Consider the following 23,359-nt stretch of genomic DNA (forward strand, 5'->3'; position numbering starts at 1 on the left):
GCCCATTTATTACTCCCAAATACTATCTATATTTTGACGAAAAACATTGTAAGCTACTGTATATCCATCTTTATTTGACTGTCCGAACTGAATAGCGGCTACCTGACCTCTATCCACTATATTTTTAAATCGCAGGATTGAATCTTGACTGAAACGATTCACCTCTACTAAGACCATCTGATCGCTGATTTTAAATGCAAAATATTTTTCACCCAATTTTGATTTTATATTTTCTGGAAACAAAAATTCAATATTTATTTCATCAGGTAATTTTATAAAGTTTCGTAGTAAATTTTCTAAAGTTTCTTCATAGTAATAACTAATATTGTAAATAGTGCCACTAAAAATCTTTCCCAATGTAAAAAATAGAGGATGTTTTATTCCCGTGCTTCTTTTCAGTGCATTTGGAAATAGAAACACATGTTCTTTAGCTCGCGTAATGGCTGTGTACAACCATCTAAGATCATCAACTCTCAGATTTGTAAGTAATACATTCTCCCATTCACTGCCTTGTGCTTTATGGCATGTAAAAGCATAGGCATATTTTACATATAAAGAATTTATGTATTGATCAGTATTTATTAAATTGTTAACATAGTCAATAAATTCCTCATAATGATTATGGATGATTTCTCTTTGCTCTTTCAAGTTTAGAACTTTTTCTCCTTTTATTTCTGCACAAAATTTAAATTTTGCTCTGTCTATAAAATATTTATAATTGATCAGGCGTTGATTTATGATAAATCGATTACTTCTAGATTGATGTCCTTTGTCAAAAAGACTAATCAGGTCAAAATCCTCTGTATTGTCAAGTATACATTTTACGTTAATAATTTCTTTTGAATTTGATAGATGAACATCTAAGTCGAAAAAGGGCAGAATTACACCAATTTGAAAACGAAAATAGTACACATACACTAATTCGCTCTTTTTAAAATTATTTACATAAAGTATATCACCATTGTAAATTTCATATTTGTAATTGTTTTGTACAGAAATCAACCGTTCATTACTATTGAAAATATCTTTGTAATTAAAGGAAACCCTTATATTATGATTACAAAAATCAGCAGCATTATTGCTTAATGTTACAACAGCTACACTGTTATTTTTGGAGTAAATACTTTTAAATATGTTAATTAAAGTGTCCAAATCACTGTAATCCAAAGTTATATTTTTTTCAAACCGAACGGAGTTGTATTTTCTATATTCCGAAATCAATGATGGTAATGTTATTTTTTGAGAAGTGCCTTCATTAATTTCTTGAATTTTATTACGTAAGAAAAGTGAAAATTCTAAAATGCTGTTTTCTCCTTTAAAACGATGTGGTGTATATAATTCATACATCATCGTATTTAGTTTATATTTATCTTCTATAAAATTTGGAATTAGCGCATAGGGTTGAGTTGATTCGATGGGAGGCAATTGGTAAATATCTCCTATAAAAATTAATTTTAAGGCTTTTTCCTTGCATATTTTCAATAGGTCATTTAATGTAAATCCTGTACAATTTACATATACTCTTCCCTTTTTCTTATATTCATCTACTTTCTTTTTAATTTCATCATCATCTAATAAATCACTAAGCATACTTGACTCATCAACGATACCTAAATGATTTCCAAAATCACTTTTCAGTTTTGTCATAGTGATTAATGAAAATTCTGCTTCGTCCGAATCAATGATTGATGAATTGGAACTCTGTAATTCTTTGTTTATAGAAATTCCTAAATTCATTTTATAAATCTTTTTGTGCAATGTGGTAGATTTATACCCGGTTCTTTCCTCTATATTTCTACTGGCTTTGCCGGTAGGAGCCATTAATGCTGCTGATTCTTCCTTGAAAAGTTCATTAAGCATTTTTATGACATACTTTACAAGTGATGTTTTACCAGTGCCAGCAGCTCCTCTTAAGATAAATATCCGATATTCTGGAGATTTCATGAACGTAAAAAGCATCTCCAAAGCTTCTTTTTGCTCTTCACTAAGCTGATCTTCTATTGAAGAAAAAAATTTTTTAAATTCTTCGTCGTTTATTTGTTTTTTTTCTGTTTCTAAAAGTACTTTGAAGTTAAATACGGTAGCTATTTGAGCCATCAAGGCAAGTAAATCACTGTCGTTATTTATTGTTGGTTCCTCTGAGCTTTTATTGAGCTTTTGATATAATATTTTTAATAGTCTGCTTGTGGGTGTAGTTTCGGGTTGGTAAGCTATTTTGAAGTAAGAAAAGATTCTTCTGTCTTTTAAACGTATGACAAAGCGACCACTCAAGAGTTGTTCGGTCTCTGGATTTTCTGAGCCGTCACATGCATAATAAATTACCTCTGCTTTTGGTATAAGGCTAGTGAGCAAAGTGGCGACCATATTCTCACCTAATTGATCACTCAGAAATAATCCTGCATTTTGCACACCTTCGTAAAATGCAGCATTAAGTGATTGCTTTTCTTTTTCGACTACTTCGTAGATAAAAAGTTTCTTCATTTTTTTTAGTTTTTTTCTATAAGGAATATTTTCTAAATTGAACAAATTCGAACAGAGTTACTTTACGCGTTACATCGCCAAAAGCTTCTTCTACCACGCGCCTTTGGGTTGTAGAGGCATACACTTCAGCTCCAAGGTCAATCAGACGTGCCACAAGGGCTAGGCAAAAGGTAAATTCACCCATTACATGAAAAGCTAGGGCATACAGCGGATCGTATTTAGTCTTTAACATGTCGATGAAACGTTCGACTTCATCGATTATTTGTTCCGATGTCCATGATGGATCCACAACCGGAAAGGGCTCATCGACAATTTCTCCAAAGGAATTTTTGGCTGTTTGTCTCTGTCGGGCTGACCACTGAGCAGAGGGGTGGTTTGATATGTTAATTAATGTCATCTTTCAGAATTTCTAAAAGTTGCATGTAAATATTTTTAAGTCTTTTATTATACTCACCCGGTTGGTTTCTGCCAAAATGACCATGATTCAGAGTATTTCTGATTTCACTCAACTCTAAAACTATGGAATGAAGTTGTGTAAAATTAGGTGTATTATTTTTAATAGTTACTCCCAGTTCTTTGTTGTTTTTAAGTTCTTCCTTTTGCCAATTTTCAGCTGGATACTCCCCAACATTTAGCAGTGATGAAATAAAACTATATCGCTCTATGTATTTTTTATATTCAGAAGTTGCATTTATTGAATAATTAAACTGGTTTTTATCTGTTATTTTGGTATGCTCCATATGGGCAATAAGACCTTCGTTTAGTAGAGTAGCGGCTTGTTGGATAAGGTTTTTTTGAAGGCAAAAGCGGGCAGTATAAAGGCAATTCAAGGTATTATCTTGAGCATTGTATGTGCCTGAGGGAAAAACGTTTTGAATTTCCGTAACAATAGGTTTAAAAAGATCGGTTATTACTTGAATGATGCTATTGTCTGATGCTGTTTCGTTAAAAGAAAATTGAAGTATTTTGTTTAAATGTTTACCTTTATTTATATCTGGTCCGTTGCAGATAAAAATGTTTTCAGAAAAATTTTGAAGATTTATTATTAACTGGTTAAGATTGTTCAGTGCTTCATTATTGCCTTTAAAAAGTTTTCCAAGTTCGCGGGTAATTTCTTGTGTGAAATCTTTTGCATCGACGGCATATCCAAATTTTCGGAGTTGATATGCGAAGTCGCTCAACTCCATGAAGAAGCTGTATATGGTTAAATCGATGAGAGGAGCAATCTGTGTATTCTGGTCGCGACCTTCAAAATTTCCGTATGTAATGGATTTTATGTTAATGTTCAATCGATGGCGCGCATACTGACTTAAGACAGTGAACAGGATTGGAATCGATCGAAAGGCATGTGTTACGTCGATGTACACTTCGTCGTTTTCGTGTAGCTGATGGATCATAATGGCAAATAATTGCCATATTTCCTGTTCGTTGCGGCCATCGATGGGGAAGATAACAGGTTCGATTCGGGCTCTGGTTCCGAAGTTGTTTAATCTCTTTTCAAGGCCGTTATTAAGGATGATTTGTCCTGTATTTCTATCCTTGTGTCCATTGTCAAGCCAGTTTCGAATTTTAGAATCTTCCGTCATAAAGATGACGATGGAATCGGCTTCATTCCACTCTTGGGCATTAAGCATTCGCAAGGTGGAAATTTGCACGTATTTTTCAGGTTCGCTGTCTGTGTAAGTTTCATTTCCGTATTTGCAGGGTACATAGTCGCTCGTACCGAGAAATGAGAAAAATTTCCTTGACATATTTTATGTATTTTTGATCAATTGAATTATTTTATTTCTTTGTAAATCTGTGTTTCCAAAAAGCTCAATATTGCCCATTAGGCTGGCTTTTAAACGCAAATTATTTCTCGTTTCTTCGCTCAGTGTTTCGAGTTTGGCTAGCGTGATTAAAATAGAGCGCGCTGATAGACCAAATCTTTTGTTTAGACTTGCTACTTTATACATTTGGTTTAAAAGCGTTGTAGATTTAATTTTAATAGGATCATGTACTGTTTTACATTCAATTACAAATGGTTGATTTTTGTAGAGAACTAACACGTCGATCTCATTGTCGTTCATGGCACTTTCAACGGTGTGAGTAGGATTTATTTCTTTGAGTTTAATACCCAGTTTTATGTATTTATCTTCTAAATTTAATTTTCTTTTTATGCTTAGATAAATATATTGTTCAAACCAATCACCGTACAAATTTCCGTTAATACTTCCGTCTTGATTTTTAAATTCTAATGGCAATTTTTGAGTATTAAACTCGCTTTTCAAAAGATATTGCCATACATTGTTGCACCATTTGTCGCTTTTAATTTCAGTTTTACATTCGCAATTCATTCCATGTAAATTCAGATACTCTTCAGCACCCATAAAGTAAGTGAATTCTATAAACTCAGCGGATTTATTTGAATACACTTTTTCATAGCCTTTTGCGCTGAAAGGGACATAGTAAAATTCAGTATTTTTTCGGTTGGAGAAATAATACCACATGCCTATCGACATGAGCTTAGTTCCACCAGTTACGTTTACTAAATAGGTAGCTTCTTCTCTATTTAAAACATCAACTTCGGTATATTTTGAAAGATTCTGGTGCAAATCATTTTCTGAAACGATCACTTTTGTGTATCGCTCAGATGTAATTCCAGCAGTGGTAGCTAAGGTTTCACACTTGCCTTTGGCTTCCATTTTTTGAGTCGTGATAAAAACATAGTGGTCTATGTCTTTCAGTTCCTTAATAAGCAAATAGTTAGGCATGGGTTGGTCGGAGATGGTCGATATGAGGATACGCATTTATTGTATTTTAAACCTTTAGCAAACCATTAATTACCGAGTATGCAACAACATGTAATTTATTTCTTAACAAGAAAATCCAAATGCTGTATTAAGTAAGTGCAAAATTAAGTGCTACAGAAACATCTAAATCAATTTGCTATCATATTAAATGATTTTTCATAGCATAATAAAAAAATGAATCTCGGTAAAAAGATTCCCCAAATGTGAACGATGAAATTATTTTAAGAAATCATGAATATTTCGGACTTCCTTCAAAATTTTTCTTTTTACAATACTTCAAACAACAATTGTGAGATTTTTCAAGAAGTTGTTCTATAATACTCTGCAAAAAAAAAAAAAAAAAAAACTATTCGAAATTTACCAAAAGGAATTCTTCTAAACGTCAGAGGAAATTGCAATATGTTTTTGAAAGCAATTGTTGCATAGCTTCCATTACATTATGCGTAAAAATCTCAGAAATATGTCTCACTGAAATTTTTATATTTTCATACTTTTTCTTTGCTACAAAATGGACAAATAAGAAATCTTTTATGTACTATCAAACTAAATTTACCAAAAATTCATTTAGACCCTGCTTTAAGTAATGTAGCAAACATTTTTTCAAGAAGCAGAAATACCGCCATTCACTACAATGAAGTGATTCCCATTCCTTCGAGAGATCAGAACATTATGGTCACCTTTGCTATGCGTGAATTTGTAAGACAGTTTATTTAAAAAATTTCGTATTGTCAAACAGATTTCAAAAGCTCATTTTTGTTCCAAAGCCTTTTTATAGCGCTCGATGGCTCGATTACGTGCAAATGTGTGATCGACTATAGGCTTGGGATAGGCAGATGTGTTAAGCTCGGGCACCCATTTTTTTACGTAATCTAGGTGTTTGTCGAATTTTTCGGTTTGGAGGGCGGGGTTAAAAATTCGGAAGTAAGGGGCTGCATCGTTGCCGCTTCCAGCTGCCCATTGCCAGCCTCCTACATTAGAGGCCATTTCGTAGTCGAGCAATTTGGCTGCGAAATACTGCTCACCCCAGCGCCAGTCGATCAGCAAGTGTTTGGTTAAAAAGCTTGAGACAATCATACGTACGCGGTTGTGCATGAAGCCGGTGGCGTTTAATTCGCTCATGCCGGCATCCACTATAGGGTAACCGGTTCGCCCTTCGCACCAGGCTTTGAAGTGATCTTCGTTGTTTTCCCACTGAATGCGGTCGTATTCGGGTTTAAAAGCTTTGTCGGGAATGTATGGAAAGTGGTACAAAATCATTTGATAAAAGTCTCTCCAAATCAGTTCGTTAAGATATTTTTCATTGGTGGAGGCAGCTAAGCGGGCTAGGGTACGGATGCTGATAGTGCCAAATCGCAGGTGAACGCTTAAACGCGAAGTGCCCTGTGTGGCCGGAAAGTCTCTTTTGAGATGATAATTTTGGAGGATGCCCATCGGAATCTCTCGCGATGGATATTCGTATGAGGTTGTCACAAATCCCATTTCCTCGAGGGTGGGTATGGGCTTTGGATTTGATTTGTAAAAATTTGAAAAATAGGCTTGAGTAGGATAGGATTTTAGGTAAAAATCGTTGAGTTTTTCTTTCCATTTTCGGCTGTAAGGCGTGTACACGGTATAGGGCTGACCATTGTCTTTTAAAACCTCGTTTTTTTCAAAAATTACATGGTCCTTTGCCCCAGTGAATTTGATGCCTTTTGATTGAAGGATGTCGTAAATCTGTTTATCGCGCTTTTGAGCATAGGGTTCGTAATCGCGGTTGGCAAATACCTGACTGATTGGGAGCTCTTCGGTGAGTTGAGGCCACACTTCCTCAGGAAATCCATATTTTACCAAAAGGGTTGAACCCAACTTTTCTAACTCAGCCTTGAGTCTTTTAACCTCTTGATAGATGAAATTTACTCTGCGATCGGTTTTGTCCTGAAGTTTATCGAGTATATGTCTGTCGAAAATAAAGAGTCCCAGTACAGGCAAGCCGGATTTCAAAGCGTGATAGAGGGCTGCGTTATCTTCGAGTCTTAAGTCTCTTCTGAACCAGTGTATAGCAATTTTTTCCATAATTTTTTTTGCGTTAAAAACATTTTTAAAACAGCTAAGAAAAGCTGCTGTTCGGATACATGGAGAATTAAAGTACCTCTTCTAAGGATTCTAATTTTATGGAATCTTCAATGCGAAATTCTCCGGATTGTATCCTTCTCAGTTCGGTAAGGTAAGCCCCGCAATCGAGCCTTTGACCGAAGTCGTGAATGAGGCTGCGTATATAGGTACCCTTAGAGCAGTGCACCATAAAGTCAAAAAACGGGGGAGAGAAGTTGGAAATTTCGAATTTGAAAATCTGAACCGGACGGGCTTTGAGTTCCTTTTGCTGACCTGAGCGAGCCAATTCATATGCCCGCAGACCGTCAATTTTGATGGCGGAGTAGAGTGGGGGAGTTTGAAGTATTTCACCTTCAAACGTACTTGCAGCCGTTTGAAGCTCTGTGATGTCAGTCGGTAAAGGGCGGTTGGTGGCTATTTCGAGGGTTTCGCGGTCGTAGCTGGGTGTGGTATAGCCCAGTTTACCTTGTCCGGTGTATACTTTAGAATCGTTGATTAGGGCATCAATATTTTTGGTGGCTTTTCCAGTGCAGATAACAAGCAGACCGCTGGCCAATGGGTCGAGTGTACCGGTATGACCTACTTTGATTCCTTTTAGCTGATATTTTTTTTTGATAATGCCCCTTATTCGTCTGACTACATCAAATGATGTAACACCAATGGGCTTATCAATGAGCAAAATGGCGCCATTTAGATAAAAATCGGCGGATTTCACGCACGATGGTTTAATAGTAATAGTAAGATACGATGGATACGAATCCGACTACAAAGCAATAAAAGGAGAAATATTTAAGCTGAGCGCGCTTAACCATTGCAATCATCAGATTGCAAGCGAAAATGCCCACCAAAAACGCACTTGCAAAACCTGCTAGAAGTACGGGGAAGGATACTTGGGTTGGATTTTCAACGGCTGAGACTTCCTGAATCATATCGCCTGCATCAAGAAGGATTTTGCCAAAAATCACGGGGATAACCATAAGAAAAGAAAAGCGCGCTGCCTGCTCGCGATCTACTCCAAGTATCACTGATGTACTTATGGTAGCTCCTGAACGTGAAATACCAGGTAAAATCGCAATGGCCTGAGCTATACCGATGAGAAAAGCGTTGAGCGAAGTAATTGATTTTTTGGATGCTTTAGACTTATCTGCTACAAAAAGAAGCAAACCGGTGACGATGAGCATAGCTCCCACAAAGGCAATTTTACCTTCGAAAAGCGCTTCGATTTGTTTTTCAAATAGAAGGCCTACGACTCCAGCAGGAATCATAGATAATACAATAAGACCGACAAATTGAGTTTCTTCGTTGTTTTTGAACTGAAATAAACCACTGATAATCTTGCCAACTTCTCGGCGATATACCACCAGGGTGGCGGCAGCTGTGGCAAAGTGTACTACTACTGTAAAGAGAAGGCTTTCTTCGCCACCCATGTGCAGCCCTAAGAGAGCTTTGCCAATTTCTAGGTGGCCGCTGGAGCTTACCGGTAAAAACTCTGTAAGCCCCTGAAGTATACCCAGAATTATGGCATCTAATAAGTTCATTTTCCTTGCTCTTTAGGCTGGTACATGATGGCGAAGATCTGCGTAATGAAGCCGAGAATGATCAGGGCTGGGGCCACTCGAATTCTTCTTGGACTGAATATCTCTTCATTAAATACATTAGGATCATCGCTACCCCCTCCTTTCATCAGAAGATACCCGATAGCCATAAGCAAGATGCCACTTATCATAATCAGATAGTTGGTTTTTCCGAAAATAAAGGGTTTTTGAGACGAATTATGTTTCATGCGTATAATTGTTCAATGTCTAACCGAAGATATTTATTGAGGGCAAATAAAGTGCAGACAGTTGAAACAACCACGCCCAAAGTGCTCAACAGGGGAATATTTATGTAGAGAATGGTTTCATCGAGCTGAAGAAACATTTCAGACGTCCAGCGCAGTGAATATTTGTATAATGCCAAAAGGAGGCCTGAAGCGAATAAACCTGAGACAAATCCTTGAAGGGCAGCATTTAACATAAATGGGCGGATGATAAACCAATGAGTAGCGCCTACCAGTTGCATGGTGCGGATGATAAATCGTGAAGAGTAGATCGACAGCCGAATGGATGAGTTGATCAACGCGATGGAGACCAATAACAAGATAACTACCATGCCCAAAGCCACATAAGTGAGCTTTTTGAGATTAGAATTCATCAAGTAAATCAAATCTTTATCGATAACAACCTCATCAACACTTGGCTCTGACTTCAAAAGCTTTTCAATGGAAGCGATTACCTGCTCGTCAGCAAACTGTTCATACACATTGAGTTCGATTACATCCGAAAGAGGATTATAACCTAAAAAATCAATGAAGTCTTCATTGAGGTCTTTTTTGAGCATTTCAGCAGCCTCTTCCCGCGTGATGAGCTCGGTGCGTCGAATGCGTTCGTCGGTTTCTAATACCTTTTGAAGTCTTCGGGCATCAGCAGGATTAACTTCAGGTTTTAGAACGACTAATACGGTGAGGTTTTCTTTTAGGTTTTTGGCTATTATACGAGCGTTAAAAACGATCAATCCAAAAACACCCAGTACAAAAAGGACGAGTGTTTGAGAGATGATTACACTTACAAAATTTGCTCTAAGCCTGTTTTTCAAATAGGTGCGGGCCATAGCCTTGTTATCTTATCCAATCGGGTAAATCGTCGGCACTTTGCTTTTGTCGGTACAGATTGCAGTCAGTAATGATGGAAATAGGCTCTTGAGGCGGCTCAAAGTCGGAGCGACTGACCTTCAAATTGGGATCAGCGTAACACTTTTTCATAAAAAGAGCCCAAACAGGCATAGCGGCAGTGGCACCTTGTCCGAAGTACGTAGAGCGGAAGTGTGCCGATCGGTCTTCGCAACCAACCCAAGCTCCGGCAACCAGATTAGGAACCATGCCCACAAACCAACCGTCGCTGTTGTTTTGAGTAGTACCTGTTTTACCGGCGATGGGGTTATCAAATCCCCAGGGAAATCCTGTAACTACATTTTCGAGATAAGAGCCGCCTTTGCTGCGTAGGCGGGCGCCTGTACCATACTGAGTTACGGCCTTCAGAATATCGAGCATTACGTAGGCCACCTCTTCGCTCATCACTTCCCGTGTTTCGGGTTCAAATTCAGCTAATACCAATCCATTTTTGTCTTCAATGCGCAGTATCACAATAGGCTCGGTATAGGTACCTTTATTAGCAAATGTCGTGTAAGCGCCAACCAATTCGTATACGCTTAAGTCCATAGTGCCAAGGGCTATAGAGGGTGCTTCAGGCACTTCGCTTCTGATGCCTAAATCTCTGCAAAGCTGAACGACACTGGCTGGTCCGATTTGTTTCATTAAAAAGGTGCTCACCGTATTTTTACTTTCGGCTAGTGCTCTCTTCAGGGTCATCATTCCTTCGTATTTATCGTCGGAATTAGAGGGGCACCAATCTTTAAGAAGGCCGTACATACCGGCTTCGATGCATATTCGAGCGTCAGGTACCTCAAAGCATGGGCTGTACTTTTTTTCTTTAATTGCCGTAGCATACAAAAACGGTTTAAAAGTAGAGCCCACTTGCCGCTTGGACTGAAACACGTTGTCATACTTAAAATGCTTGAAGTTGATGCCACCTACCCATGCTTTCACAAAGCCGGTTTGTGGCTCTACGGCCATAAATCCGGTTTGGTAAAACGATTTGTAGTACCTTATAGAATCGAGAGGTGTCATGAGTGTGTCGATCTCCCCGCTCCACGAGAAGATTTGCATGGGCGTAGGTGTTTTGAAATTTTTCAGGATAGAATCTTCACTCACACCACTGGATTTCAGTTCTTTATAGCGTTCGCTACGCTTTACAGCACGCATTAAGAGGTCTTCGATTTCAGCTTCAGTTAGTTTTACAAAAGGAAAGTCTTTTCGACCCTTTTCTTTAGCAAAAAATACTCTTTGGTAATTTGATAAATGTTCTGCCACAGCTTCTTCGGCATATTGCTGCATTCGCGAATCGATGGTAGTATAGACTTTTAATCCATCGGTGTAAATGTTGTACATCGAGCCGTCGGGTTTGCGATGTTCTTTTACCCATTCGCTTAGAAACAGCCTGATGTGTTCTCTAAGATATGAGGCAGGGCCTTCGTTGTGGCTTTGCTTTCTGAAATTTAGGCTTAATGGCTTGTTTTTGAGTTCTTCGTACTGTTCGGCTGTTATGAATTTGTTTCGAAGCATCTGATTCAGAACCACATTTCTTCTCTGCAAGGCTCTTTCAGGAAAGCGAATTGGGTTGAATAATGAAGGGTTTTTGGCCATTCCCACTAGTAGAGCTGCTTCGTGAATGTCTAAGTCTTTGGGACTTTTGTTAAAATAAATCTGTGCTGCTGACTCGATGCCTACGGCTTGATATAGAAAGTCAAACTGATTCAAATACATCGCCAGGATCTCTTGTTTCGAGTACTGGCGTTCGAGGCGAAGGGCGATTATCCATTCTTTAACTTTTTGAATAATTCGAGTAAAAATGTTGCTCGGTGGCTCGTGAAAGAGCATTTTGGCGAGCTGCTGAGTGATGGTGCTACCGCCACCTGCCTGACCAAGCAAGAACACAGCGCGCATTAGGGCTTTGACATCGATGCCCGAATGACTGTAAAATCGCTCATCTTCTGTAGCTACTAGGGCATTTACCAGATGCGGACTGAGATCTTCAAACTCGGCATGTGTTCTGTTTTCTTTGTAAAATTTACCAAGTACTACCCCATCTTGCGATATGATTTGAGTAGCCAGATTGCTCTTGGGGTTTTCAATTTCTTCAAATCCTGGCAATGGGCCAAAAGCTCCAAGAGCGATACTTGTGATAAATAGCAAAAACAATGCTGCTGCAGCACCTACTGAATACCAAAAAAGTTTTACATAATTTAGTAGATTTTTTGTGCTTTTTACCATCTGAAAAGATTTTACTTGACTTCCTGAATTACGATACCTACTTTCTCTATTCCGGGTAAGGAATCTATGCGCATTAAATGATTGAAATCGATGTAATAATATCCAATATTTCCAAATCGGAGAGGTCCTTTACCAATGGTGTTTTCTAATACTTTTGTATGTGAAAATCCCTTACCTGTCATCTTTCCCATATCGTCGAAGAGCACGTAGTTAGCAGTATCGCCGTACTCACGATTGTCTTCGTAAAAAATTTCTCTTTTTACGTATAAGTTGGCAAAGGGATATTCGCTCGTGTAGTGCAAAATGGATTTGATTAGATATACTTTAGTCGTGTCTTCAATAAAAAATTGGAAGGAAAGAGTTGTATCCTTGTGCCATGGATTTTCTATTTCTGTAATTTCAATGTGGTAAATGGTGTCATCTTTACATGATTGAAATGACAAAAGTGCAAAAAAGGAAAGAGATATTAGGAGTAAAAATTTACCGTTTTTTGAATTAAATGATGTGGAATTTTTGCGAAAATTTTCTATATAGATCAATGACCAGTATTTTTTAAAAAACATCATTTTTTGTTGGTTTTATTTTGGCTGTTTTTTGCCTTTTTCTTTTTGTTTCTTTTCTTCTTTTGTGCTTCCTTTTCTGAGTTTTCAATTGTGTCGATAGTAGAAGTGAGCAAAGGAGTTACTGGCATTTCAGCGTTTTGAGGAGGTTGTTCTACCAGCGATTCGAGGCTTTCGGGCAGGATGTTTTTCTTGTTGTCTTCGAGGGTTTTAAGAACATTATTAAGTGGTATTCCATGCCAATTCGTTGTATTATCAGCGTAGGCATACCACAATATGCGTCTGAAGATATCAACTTTTTGCAGAACACCTTCTCCTGCTTTTGTTTTCAGTACCTGATTGAAGTCAGGGAATTCTTTAATGGCCTCCATATAAGAGTCTAGTTCGTAATTGAGGCAACACTTGAGTTTGCCACATTGGCCAGCAAGTTTTTGGGGATTGAGCGAGAGCTGTTGATAGCGGGCTGCAGCAGTATTCACAGCTCTAAAATCGGTAAGCCAGGTAGAGCAGCACAACTCTCTGCCGCACGAACCGATGCCTCCCAGACGAGCGGCCTCCTGGCGAAAGCCAATCTGACGCATTTCGATGCGGATACCAAAAGAGGCAGCCATGTCTTTTATGAGGTTTCTGAAATCAACCCGCTCGTCGGCTGTGTAATAAAAGGTGGCTTTTGTGCCGTCTGCCTGAAATTCCACATCAGAGACCTTCATGCGAAGATTGTGTTTTTTCGCCAGTTCACGGGTTTTTAATTTCAATTCTTCTTCTCGCTGCTGGTTTTTTGTCCAGATGGATATGTCTTTTTGGGTTGCCTTGCGCAGGATGCGTTGTTTTATTTCTGCAACATCGCCTTTTTGCTTTTTGCGCATTTGAAGCCTCACGAGTTCACCGGCGAGGGATACAACTCCCACATCCCAGCCTTGGGCGGCCTCGACTACCACAATATCGCCAATGTGTAAGCTCAGTTTATCAGGATTGTGATAAAACTCTTTCCGCGTGCCTTTAAAGCGAACTTCTACGTATGGACATGGATTCAGAGCATTTAGCTCTGTCATATTTGCCAGCCAATCAAAAATGGGCAGTTTATCGCATCCACCGGTGGAGCAACTTCCATTGTTTCTGCACCCTTTGGGCAATCCTTTGTCCGACTTACTGCATGATGCACATCCCATTTTTGAAGAAAATTATGACTGCAAAGGTAAACATTTCAATATCCAAAGGCCGAGTGAAGCGCTGAGTGTTGTTTAAGTCAGCGTTAAGGATATCTAAAAATCTGAAAACAAAACAAATATGAGAAAATGGCTTAAGTCTCTAAATAATTTTGCCGGTCGAACTTTTACAGCACTGAATGGAACTGATTAAAAAATTTGAAGCACAGGCACCGGAAATAGTTTTCGAATGGAACGATCAAGAGACCGAAGCCCGCGGTTGGGTAGTGATCAATTCGCTTAAAGGTGGTGCTGCAGGTGGTGGTACTCGCATGCGTAAAGGACTTACCAAAGAAGAGGTTCTGTCACTGGCTAAGACGATGGAAATAAAATTCGCCATAGCTGGTCCTCCTATTGGCGGAGCAAAGTCGGGTATTGATTTTGACCCTACCGATCCACGTAAACACGAGGTTTTAACCCGTTGGTATAAGGCTATCAAGCCTTTGTTGAAAAATTATTATGGTACTGGGGGCGACTTAAACGTGGATGAGAAAGAAGAGGTAATCCCAATTACATATGGCCTTGGTATTGAGCATCCACAAGAAGGAGTCTTAGTTGGTCACTATGCGCCTGATGAGGCAACTAAAGCTCAGAAAATAAGCAACCTTCAGAAGGGCGTTGTACTGCCAGTCACTTCTGAGGGCATTGCACCTAAAATTAAGAGTGTGCTTACTGTATCGGATTTAATCACAGGTTATGGCGTTGCTGAGGCTGTTAAGCACTATTATTCGGTTTTTAGAGGCTCAGATTTAGAGGGCAAAAGGGCTATCATACAAGGATGGGGAAATGTAGGGGCATCGGCTGCGTATTACCTTGCCTCTTACGGTGTGAAAATTGTGGGAATCATCGACCGAAAGGGCGGTGTAATTAACCCTGATGGATTCGATTTTCTCACCATAAAAGAATTTTTTGAAAATAAATCTCAAAATTCGTTAGTAGCTGACGATATGATGGATTACGTACAGGTAAATGAAAAAATTTGGAGCATCGGTGCTGAAATATTTGTGCCGGCAGCAGCCTCCAGATTGGTCGCTGAGCATCACTTAGATCATATGTTAAAAGCTGGATTGGAGGTTATTTCTTCCGGTGCCAATGTGCCCTTTGCGGATAATGAAATTTTTATGGGGCCCATAGCTACCAAAGCAGATTCGCTTGTAAGTGTGATTCCTGATTTTATAGCTAATTGTGGTATGGCGCGCACCTTTGCCTATCTGATGAGCGATTCGGCCGTGGTTAGTGATCGAGCCATATTTTCCGATGTCTCCAACAGAATTTTATGGGCAATTCAAAAGTGCTTTGAAATAAATCATTCAGTTTATGGTATAACGAGATCTGCCTATCAATTGGCATTAGCCTCTCAAAAATCTTTCTTATCATGATGGAGTATATCATTGTGATTGTTTTTGTAATTGGCTATGTAGCAATCGCACTTGAGCATAAAATTCATGTAAATAAGGCTGCTTCTGCTTTAGTTACTGGTGTGATCTGCTGGGCATTGTATGCACTATCGTCATCCCAATTAGTAGATTGGAACGATGTAGCTCACCATCTGGGGATTCCCCTATCAAAACCCGACAAGGAAAAAATTCTGGAATACATTTCGGATCATCAGCTGCTTGAGCACCTTTCTGAGATTGCAAGCATACTTTTTTTCCTGATCGGGGCAATGACCATTGTGGAGACCATAGATGCTCACGGAGGTTTCTCGATCATTACAAATCGCATTCACACCACCAGCCGACTATCGCTTATGTGGCTAGTAAGTGCACTTACTTTCTTTATGAGTGCGGTACTTGACAACCTAACAACGACTATTGTAATGGCCTCGCTCGTGCGAAAAATTGTGGCTAATTACAAAGATCGTTGGCTTTTTGCTGGAATGATAGTTATAGCAGCTAATGCGGGCGGGGCATGGTCGCCTATCGGCGATGTGACTACTACTATGCTGTGGATTGGAAAGCAGATTACTACAGTACGCATTATTACTATGGTATTTTTACCTAGTCTTTTTTGCTTAATAGTTCCATTGTTGTTGCTTACCCGCAGTTTAAAAGGCAACATTAGCCATCCGGTTTTTAAGGTATCAACCGGTCACAGTTACCCAGCCGTTACATCAAAAGAAAAAAAAATAATTTTTGTAGGAGGTCTTTCCCTTCTCTTATTTGTGCCTGTATTTAAAGCCGTTACCCATCTGCCTCCGTTCATGGGTATGATGCTAAGCCTTGGAATAATGTGGATAGCCACGGAAATGCTACACCGCAAAAAACCGTTTGCAGTTCAGAGGGAGCTATCAGTCATTGGCGTGATCCGAAAAATTGACATGGCATCGGTATTGTTTTTCCTTGGAATTCTGCTGGCTGTTGGTAGTTTGCAAAGCATCGGTACCTTAAAACATCTGGCCACCTTTCTTGATCATACAATAGGAATAGAGCACAAATCGGGAATCATTCTCCTTGCTCTTTCAATTGGTTTATTTTCGAGTGTGGTCGACAATGTGCCTTTAGTAGCTGCAGCTATGGGGATGTATCCCATTCAACCGGGTACTTTTTTCGAACAAGATGGATTGTTTTGGGAGTTTCTGGCATATGCGGCAGGGACTGGTGGTAGCGCCCTGATCATTGGCTCGGCTGCCGGAGTAGCCGTAATGGGCATTGAGCGTATAACGTTTAGTTGGTATTTTCGAAAAATAGCCCCTCTCGCTCTGATCGGATACCTATCTGGAGCGCTGATTTACGTTTTACAATACAATATTTTTCATTGATAGTTAGTTACTTGACTCAATAGTCACAAACTGTGAATCATTTAGCACTTTCACTTTTGTGACCCTCACTTTATGTTTGCCAAATAGAAAAAACGTAACAAAAACAATGTTTTTACAGATTCAAACAGGTGTAAATCCAGGTTTTGAACCCCCACAAGAACCAGTACAGAAGACGCTGTCAATTATGGAATTGATTACAAGTGGGGGAGTAGGCGGCATCGTGATTATGTCGATACTTTTTTTGTTGTTTTCAATTGCTATTTACATCTTTTTCGAACGATATCAATCCATCTCAAAGGCAGGAAAACTCGATCAAGGTTTTATCAATGCGATTAAGGCACAGGTTTCAGCCGGTAAGCTCGATGCTGCCAAAGCCATGTGTGCCTCAGCCAATACACCTGTAGCGCGCATGATCGAAAAAGGCATCAGCAGAATCGGCAGGCCGCTGAAAGACATAGCCGCAGCCATTGAAAACACTGGAAAAATCGAAGTTTTGCAACTGGAGAAAAACTTAGCCTTGCTTGCTACCATCTCAGGGGCTGCACCTATGATTGGTTTCTTAGGTACGGTAATAGGTATGATTCTGGCCTTTCACGAAATGGCTGCAGCTGGCGGGCAAATCCGCGTGGATATGCTGGCTGAAGGCATTTACACAGCGATGACAACTACTGTAGCCGGGTTGCTTGTGGGCATTGTTTCGTATATGAGTTACAACATCCTGGTAACAAAAGTGAACAACGTGGTGTATAAAATGGAGGTAAGTGCTACAGAATTCCTCGACCTGTTAAACGAAGCCGTTTAAACCAAGTCAGCTATGGATCTGAGAGGAAGAAATAAGGTAAGTGCAGAGTTTAGCATGGCCAGCATGACAGACATCGTCTTTCTGCTGCTCATCTTTTTTATGCTCACCTCTACACTCGTTACAACCAGCGCTTTGGACCTGATACTGCCAAAAAGCAAAGCCGAAACCGTAAAAAAACAGGACATTTCTGTAGCCATAAAAAAGGACCTGAAAATTACCGTTAATGACCGACCAGTAACTGAAGATGCTCTGGAGTCTGAACTGGTTTCGCTCATAGCCGGCAAAGAAGCACCTGTAATCATCTTGTTTGCTGACGAAAGTGTGCCAACCGGAAAGGTGGTAAAAGTAATGGATATCGCATACCGAAATCGTATGAAAATGGTGCTTGCAACAGACCCAAAATAATAGAAATGGATTGGCCAAAAACAAAAGAAGAGAAAAATGCCTTAGCACTCACCATTTTGATCAACCTCGTGTTGTTCATCATCTTTCTTTTTTTTGGCCTAACTTATTTTGATCCCAAACCTGAAGAGGGTATTGCAATACAATTCGGATTTAATGCAGACGCCGGAGGCCCGCAAAATATTACCGATACGCAGCAACCACAGCCTTCACAGACTACTCCTGCCTCATCAAACACTTCGAAAACAGAATTTACTTCGCCCACACAAGACGTTGAAGATGCTCCAGCCATCAACCAAAATAAAAACCCTAAAACAACCCAAAAACCACAGGACATCAAAAAGCCTGAGAATCAACAACCACAGGAAGACAAACCTCAAATAGACCAACGTTTACAAAACATTCTCAACAACCCGAATCGGGGTGCCGGCGGACAAAGCGGGAGCGGTTCACAAGCAGGTACACAGGGTTCGCCTACAGGTACTAACGAAAGCGGCAACTCTGGAGGCGGAGGTTCAGGGGCCGGATCGAGCGGTACAGGTTATTTCTTGGGAGGCCGCACAGCTCAAGTAAAACCAAAACCTGATTACAATTGCCAGGAATTCGGACGGGTAGTGGTACGTATTAAAGTAGATCAGAACGGAAATGTAATCGAAGCCATACCGGGTGTGAGCTTTCAAAACTTTTCTACAAACGTGTTTTCTGAATGTCTTAACCAGATAGCCCGCGATGCTGCATTGCGCACAAAATGGAGTGCCGATCAGGATGCACCGGAAGAGCAGATTGGTTACATAATTTATGAATTTAGAAAAAACTAACTGTTTTACAGCTTTTTATCATCTCAATTAGCTAATCCACTTAACACACATTTAATACTGCAATTAATGTTACTTAACCTGATGCGGATTGCTTTGCAATCAGTAAAAAACGCATGAGGAAACTTTATTTTCTGGTACTATTTCTAACCTATTTCGCTTCATTACTAAATGCACAATATGCAACCGTACGAGGAAGAGTAATTGACAAACAATCGAAAGAAAGCCTGGTAGGTGTAAACGTCGTAATAAAAGGTACTACTATAGGCGTTTCAACTGATATTGACGGATTCTATGAATTTAAAGTACCGGCAGGCAAACATACGCTGGTATGCTCTTATGTGGGTTACAACCAACAAACTGCTTTTATCGAAGTATTTGGCGGAAGAACATACACGCAGAACTTCCAAATCGAAGAATCCACCCAGTTGCTCAGCGATGTACAGGTTGTAGCCACCAAAGTTACAAATACGCAAAGTGCAGTTATTCTGGAGGTAAAAGAAGCCAAGCAAGTAGTATCAGGCATTTCAAAACAACAAATCGCCCTATCGCAAGACAATAATGCTGCTCAAGTAATGCAGCGTATACCAGGCATTACCATCGTAGACGGCAGATTTGTATTGATTCGCGGTTTGAATGAGCGCTATAATAATGTAGTTATCAATAACACACTGGCACCGAGCACTGAGGTAGATCGCAGAACTTTCTCTTTCGATTTAATTCCCAGCGGGGCACTTGACCGCATGCTGATTTTTAAATCGGCTACACCAGAACTACCAGCTGATATGGCCGGAGGTATTATAAAAGTGTACACCAACAATACCGTTGAGTCAAATTTCGATCAGATTCAGTATGGCATTGGTTATCGCACACAAACCACTTTTCAGCCGTTTTATAGGTCAAAAGGCTCTTCTACCGATTTTTTAGGATTTGATACCTATCGCCGATTGCCAGCTGATTTTCCTTCCACTGATCGTTTCGAAAGCCTACCCACATTATCACCTGATCGCGCAAGATTTGCTCATCTGCTGCCGAACAATTTTACTACACAGGAATATGTAGCAGCACCTGATTTTAGTATAGGTTACACCTTAGGTCGTGTAGTAAATAATGGAAAAAATCAATTCTCAAATATTACTGCCTTCTCAATCTCGCAATCGTATGTACATGCCACCAGAAGTTTTAATCGCTTTTTAGAATACGATACCACTCGCCCCAACGAGGTCTTACCGCGATTTGAATTTATAGATAACATCTACGAGAAGAACAACCGACTTTCGCTCATGTCCAATTTCTCTTGGCTTAGAGGTTCAAAATTCAAAATTCAATGGAGCAATCTCTTTAATCAAATCGGCGAAAACGAAACCAACATTCGAGTAGGTGAAGATTACATTCAAGACATTGGATTGAGAAGACATTATCTACTCGGATACCGCAGCCGTACTATTTACATTACTCAAGGTGAAGTCGATTATCACTTAGACGATCATCAAACTCTTAATCTCACCGTCGGCTTCAATCTTCTTAACGAGTCAGAGCCCGATTTAAGACGCTTTAGAACGTTTTTGCCCAATAATTCATCGGATGGCAAGTACGTAATGATCACACCACCGTCTTCTAATCTCTTCGATGCTTCTAGATATTTCGGTTCATTGTTTGAGGTTTCATCATCACAAGCTTTAAACTATGTGTACAAGTGGAATAAACCAGGATTTTTCCAAGCGCTAAAAGCAGGTGTATTTTCTGATGTTAAAATAAGAACTTTTGATTCGAGATATTTCTCTTACTTAATTCCTGGATCCATTCCTTCTGATAGAAAAGCAGAGCTTGAGCGCCTTCCTCTCGACCAGATTTTTTCCAATGAAAACGTAAACCCCGCTAACGGATTCGTTTTGAGAGAGGGTACGCGCCCTGTCGATTCTTACGATGCGAGCAATCTACTTACGGCATCCTATATTGGGGTAAATTCCGAATATCGACGTTTCAACTTTGATTACGGCTTCAGGTATGAATACAACATTCAGCGGCTCGACGGTTACCAAGGATTGGTTCCTGTACGTGTAAACAATCCCTTTGGCAACTTCTTGCCTATGCTGAATATTAGTTATTATTTAAATGAAAAGTCACAGCTTCGTCTTGCATATGCCCGTACAGTAAACAGACCTGAGTTTCGCGAATTAGCTCCCTTCCTCTTTTACGATTACAAACTTGACGCGAATAAAGTAGGGGAACCTGGTTTGAAAAATGCAGTAATTGACAATTTTGACTTCCGCTACGAATATTACCCGAGGCTGGGTGAAGTAATCAGCATTGCAGCATTCTACAAATACTTCGATAATCCCATTGAGCAGCGAAATATTGTTACATCAGAATTGCCACAGTTTACCTTCATAAATGCTGATTACGCCCGGAACTATGGCCTTGAATTGGAGTTTAGAAAAAGTTTAAAAAATGTAGTTTCAAATCCGATTTTGGAGCGATTCAGCTTTAACATCAATGCCTCTTACATCTATTCCATAGTTGATTTAGGTGTACAAGCCTCAGCACAGACCCGTGTTCGTCCATTACAAGGTCAGTCTCCGTACATTTTTAATGCTATTACAGCCTATACAAACGAAAAACGCAGAGAGATTATCTCTCTGGCATATAACATTTTCGGCGAGAGACTCTTTGCAATTGGCGATTTGAACTTCCCGGATATCTATGAGCTTCCGAGACACAGTATTGATTTAACTGTATCAAAATCGTTTAAAAAATATCAGATCAAGTTTGGAATTCAAGACCTGCTAAACTTCAAGTACCGATTCTATCAAGATACTGACCGAAATGGGTCTCCTTACGATGCATTAGATCGAAACATCTTCAGCTTCCGTCGAGGTACGTTGATAAACCTTCAATTCACCTATGACTTGCGATAAAATACTGAAAAGTAAACTAAACCAAAACCCGATAACAATGAGAAACACTCTAAAAGCAGCTTTGATGGTTTCTGCTGCCCTTGTCATCTCATCTTGTTCGAAGAACGAAGATGACAACAACATTAACAACAACCAGCCCACGCTTGTGGAGTTGACTGGTGACCTTACTACCCGCACTCTTACAGCTGACAAGAAGTACTTGCTGAAGGGTCAGGTATTTGTGAGAAACGGCCAAACATTGACCATCGAGCCAGGTACAGTGATTTTTGGAGATCGCAGAACAAGAGGTACCCTCATCATCGATCGGGGTGGAAGAATCATCGCCCGCGGTACAGCCAATCAACCCATTGTATTCACCTCAGCGGTTGAAGAAGGTTTGCGTGATCGCGGTGACTGGGGTGGTCTTGTTATCCTCGGTAATGCAGCCTGCAATCAGGTAGACCCAGCGATCGAGGGTATTGATCCTCCGGTGTACTTCGGTGGTAATCCTGCTAACAACAACTCAGCTAAAACTGCCAATAACACTGAGTCTTCCGGTGAGCTCCGCTATGTTCGTGTAGAATTTGCTGGTATCGAGCTTTCACCAAATAACGAAACTAACTCCATCACTATGGGTGGTGTTGGTAGCGGTACCATCATGGAGTACTGCATGGTATCATTCGGTGGCGACGACGGTTTCGAATGGTTTGGCGGTACTAACAACGGTAAGTACCTTATCTCATTCGCTATGTGGGATGACGACTTCGACATCGATTTCGGATGGTCTGGTAACGTACAGTTTGGTCTTGCTGTTCGCTATCCTGGCTATGCCGACCAGTCAGGTTCTAACGGTATCGAAACTGATAATGGTCCGAACGACAACGATGTACAGCCATATACCAATGGTGTGTTGAGCAACCTTACAATCGTAGGTCCAATTAAGTCAGGTTCATCGATTAGTAATGCCAACTTCCAGCACTGTATAGATGCTCGTCGTCGTACTGCTCTCTCCGTGTTTAACTCAGTATTTACCGGTTTCCCCAGAGGTATCCGTTACAACCAGCCGTCTGTACTTACCAACTATCAGAATGGTACAGGAGTCCTATCCAACAACATTCTGATCGCTGCAGGCAACTCTAACAGATACTTTGCTGGATCAGGTATGAGTGCTGATTCAGTGCGCACCAACTGGGAAGCAAATAACCAAACATTCAACGTGATTTCTGACTCTACTCACAATCACTGGGGTCTGAATCCGAATGTGTTCTTCGGAAACCGCCTTCCAAACCAGTACTCTGGAGCTACCTTCACTGTAGCTACTGGAAAGCCTTTATTGTCAGGCGCTTCGTTCAGCAATGCTAAGTTCAATGAAGCGACCCGTACTAACTTCTTCGATAAAAATGTGACTTTCCGCGGTGCATTTGGTACAACTGACTGGACTGCCGGCTGGGCTGAATTCAATCCTATCGATAAGGTATATTAATATTTACATGTACATTGAAGGTGTCCAAAAAGTAAAGGACGCCTTCTTTTTTATTTTGATAAAACCCTTAATTGAAGTAAATTAGAGCCATCATAGACATTTTAAGTGAGGCGAGTAGTCTTTAAACAGCAACCCGGCAAATG

General features: G+C 40.0%; 19 protein-coding genes. 7 read left to right on the plus strand and 12 right to left on the minus strand.

Going from position 1 to position 23,359, the window contains the following annotated elements:
• Nucleotides 1-9 precede the first annotated feature (9 nt).
• The 12 genes from EIP89_RS07595 to EIP89_RS07650 all read right to left on the minus strand — a co-directional run bounded on the left by EIP89_RS07595 (nt 10) and on the right by EIP89_RS07650 (nt 14,020).
• On the minus strand, nt 10-2,481 hold the full coding sequence (locus EIP89_RS07595) for an ATP-dependent DNA helicase (RefSeq protein ID WP_124398074.1): 2,472 nt from the start codon (nt 2,479-2,481) through the stop codon (nt 10-12).
• A 16-nt stretch (nt 2,482-2,497) separates the two neighbouring features.
• The gene (locus EIP89_RS07600; protein ID WP_124398075.1) at nt 2,498-2,878 is read right to left on the minus strand and encodes a hypothetical protein; all 381 of its coding nucleotides are present in this window, start codon (nt 2,876-2,878) and stop codon (nt 2,498-2,500) included.
• Nucleotides 2,865-4,232, minus strand: coding sequence for a CRISPR-associated DxTHG motif protein (locus EIP89_RS07605; protein ID WP_124398076.1), 1,368 nt, complete (start codon nt 4,230-4,232; stop codon nt 2,865-2,867). Before EIP89_RS07605 ends, EIP89_RS07600 begins: the two co-directional genes overlap by 14 nt.
• 3 nt (nt 4,233-4,235) lie before the next feature.
• A complete protein-coding gene (locus EIP89_RS07610; protein ID WP_124398077.1) occupies nt 4,236-5,270 on the minus strand; it encodes a Card1-like endonuclease domain-containing protein in 1,035 nt (344 codons plus the stop codon).
• Between the two features lie 750 nt (nt 5,271-6,020).
• Complete coding sequence (locus EIP89_RS07615) at nt 6,021-7,325, minus strand: cryptochrome/photolyase family protein (protein WP_124398078.1); 1,305 nt, start codon at nt 7,323-7,325, stop codon at nt 6,021-6,023.
• Between the two features lie 67 nt (nt 7,326-7,392).
• Nucleotides 7,393-8,079 carry a tRNA pseudouridine(55) synthase TruB gene (gene truB, locus EIP89_RS07620; RefSeq protein ID WP_124398079.1) on the minus strand — a complete coding sequence of 229 codons (687 nt, stop codon included), beginning with the start codon at nt 8,077-8,079 and terminating at the stop codon, nt 7,393-7,395.
• A 10-nt stretch (nt 8,080-8,089) separates the two neighbouring features.
• The gene (locus EIP89_RS07625; RefSeq protein WP_124398080.1) at nt 8,090-8,902 is read right to left on the minus strand and encodes an undecaprenyl-diphosphate phosphatase; all 813 of its coding nucleotides are present in this window, start codon (nt 8,900-8,902) and stop codon (nt 8,090-8,092) included.
• Entirely contained in the window at nt 8,899-9,147 is a 249-nt protein-coding gene (locus EIP89_RS07630) for a DUF3098 domain-containing protein (RefSeq protein ID WP_124398081.1), read from the minus strand. Before EIP89_RS07630 ends, EIP89_RS07625 begins: the two co-directional genes overlap by 4 nt.
• Entirely contained in the window at nt 9,144-10,013 is an 870-nt protein-coding gene (locus EIP89_RS07635) for a cell division protein FtsX (protein ID WP_124398082.1), read from the minus strand. Before EIP89_RS07635 ends, EIP89_RS07630 begins: the two co-directional genes overlap by 4 nt.
• A gap of 7 nt (nt 10,014-10,020) precedes the next feature.
• A complete protein-coding gene (locus EIP89_RS07640; RefSeq protein WP_124398083.1) occupies nt 10,021-12,291 on the minus strand; it encodes a penicillin-binding protein 1A in 2,271 nt (756 codons plus the stop codon).
• Nucleotides 12,292-12,302: 11 nt separating this feature from the next.
• Nucleotides 12,303-12,857, minus strand: a complete 555-nt coding sequence (locus EIP89_RS07645) for a gliding motility lipoprotein GldH (protein ID WP_124398084.1) — start codon at nt 12,855-12,857, stop codon at nt 12,303-12,305.
• The gene (locus EIP89_RS07650; RefSeq protein ID WP_124398085.1) at nt 12,854-14,020 is read right to left on the minus strand and encodes a PSP1 domain-containing protein; all 1,167 of its coding nucleotides are present in this window, start codon (nt 14,018-14,020) and stop codon (nt 12,854-12,856) included. Before EIP89_RS07650 ends, EIP89_RS07645 begins: the two co-directional genes overlap by 4 nt.
• Before the next feature lie 176 nt (nt 14,021-14,196).
• Here EIP89_RS07650 and EIP89_RS07655 point away from each other — a divergent pair, with 176 nt between their 5' ends.
• The 7 genes from EIP89_RS07655 to EIP89_RS07685 all read left to right on the plus strand — a co-directional run bounded on the left by EIP89_RS07655 (nt 14,197) and on the right by EIP89_RS07685 (nt 23,216).
• Nucleotides 14,197-15,435: a Glu/Leu/Phe/Val dehydrogenase dimerization domain-containing protein gene (locus EIP89_RS07655; RefSeq protein WP_124398086.1), complete on the plus strand. Its 1,239-nt coding sequence runs from the start codon at nt 14,197-14,199 to the stop codon at nt 15,433-15,435.
• A complete protein-coding gene (gene nhaD, locus EIP89_RS07660) occupies nt 15,432-16,817 on the plus strand; it encodes a sodium:proton antiporter NhaD (protein WP_245966122.1) in 1,386 nt (461 codons plus the stop codon). The genes EIP89_RS07655 and nhaD overlap by 4 nt, the downstream gene beginning before the upstream one ends.
• 106 nt (nt 16,818-16,923) lie before the next feature.
• Nucleotides 16,924-17,619, plus strand: coding sequence for a MotA/TolQ/ExbB proton channel family protein (locus EIP89_RS07665; RefSeq protein WP_124398087.1), 696 nt, complete (start codon nt 16,924-16,926; stop codon nt 17,617-17,619).
• Between the two features lie 12 nt (nt 17,620-17,631).
• Nucleotides 17,632-18,024 carry an ExbD/TolR family protein gene (locus EIP89_RS07670; RefSeq protein WP_124398088.1) on the plus strand — a complete coding sequence of 131 codons (393 nt, stop codon included), beginning with the start codon at nt 17,632-17,634 and terminating at the stop codon, nt 18,022-18,024.
• Nucleotides 18,025-18,029: 5 nt separating this feature from the next.
• Complete coding sequence (locus tag EIP89_RS07675) at nt 18,030-18,839, plus strand: cell envelope integrity TolA family protein (RefSeq protein WP_124398089.1); 810 nt, start codon at nt 18,030-18,032, stop codon at nt 18,837-18,839.
• A gap of 113 nt (nt 18,840-18,952) precedes the next feature.
• On the plus strand, nt 18,953-21,754 hold the full coding sequence (locus EIP89_RS07680; protein WP_124398090.1) for a TonB-dependent receptor: 2,802 nt from the start codon (nt 18,953-18,955) through the stop codon (nt 21,752-21,754).
• A gap of 37 nt (nt 21,755-21,791) precedes the next feature.
• A complete protein-coding gene (locus EIP89_RS07685) occupies nt 21,792-23,216 on the plus strand; it encodes a beta-helix domain-containing protein (RefSeq protein WP_124398091.1) in 1,425 nt (474 codons plus the stop codon).
• Nucleotides 23,217-23,359 lie beyond the last annotated feature (143 nt).

The organism is Thermaurantimonas aggregans, from assembly GCF_003851885.1.
Classification (GTDB): Bacteria; Bacteroidota; Bacteroidia; order Flavobacteriales; family Schleiferiaceae; genus Thermaurantimonas; species Thermaurantimonas aggregans.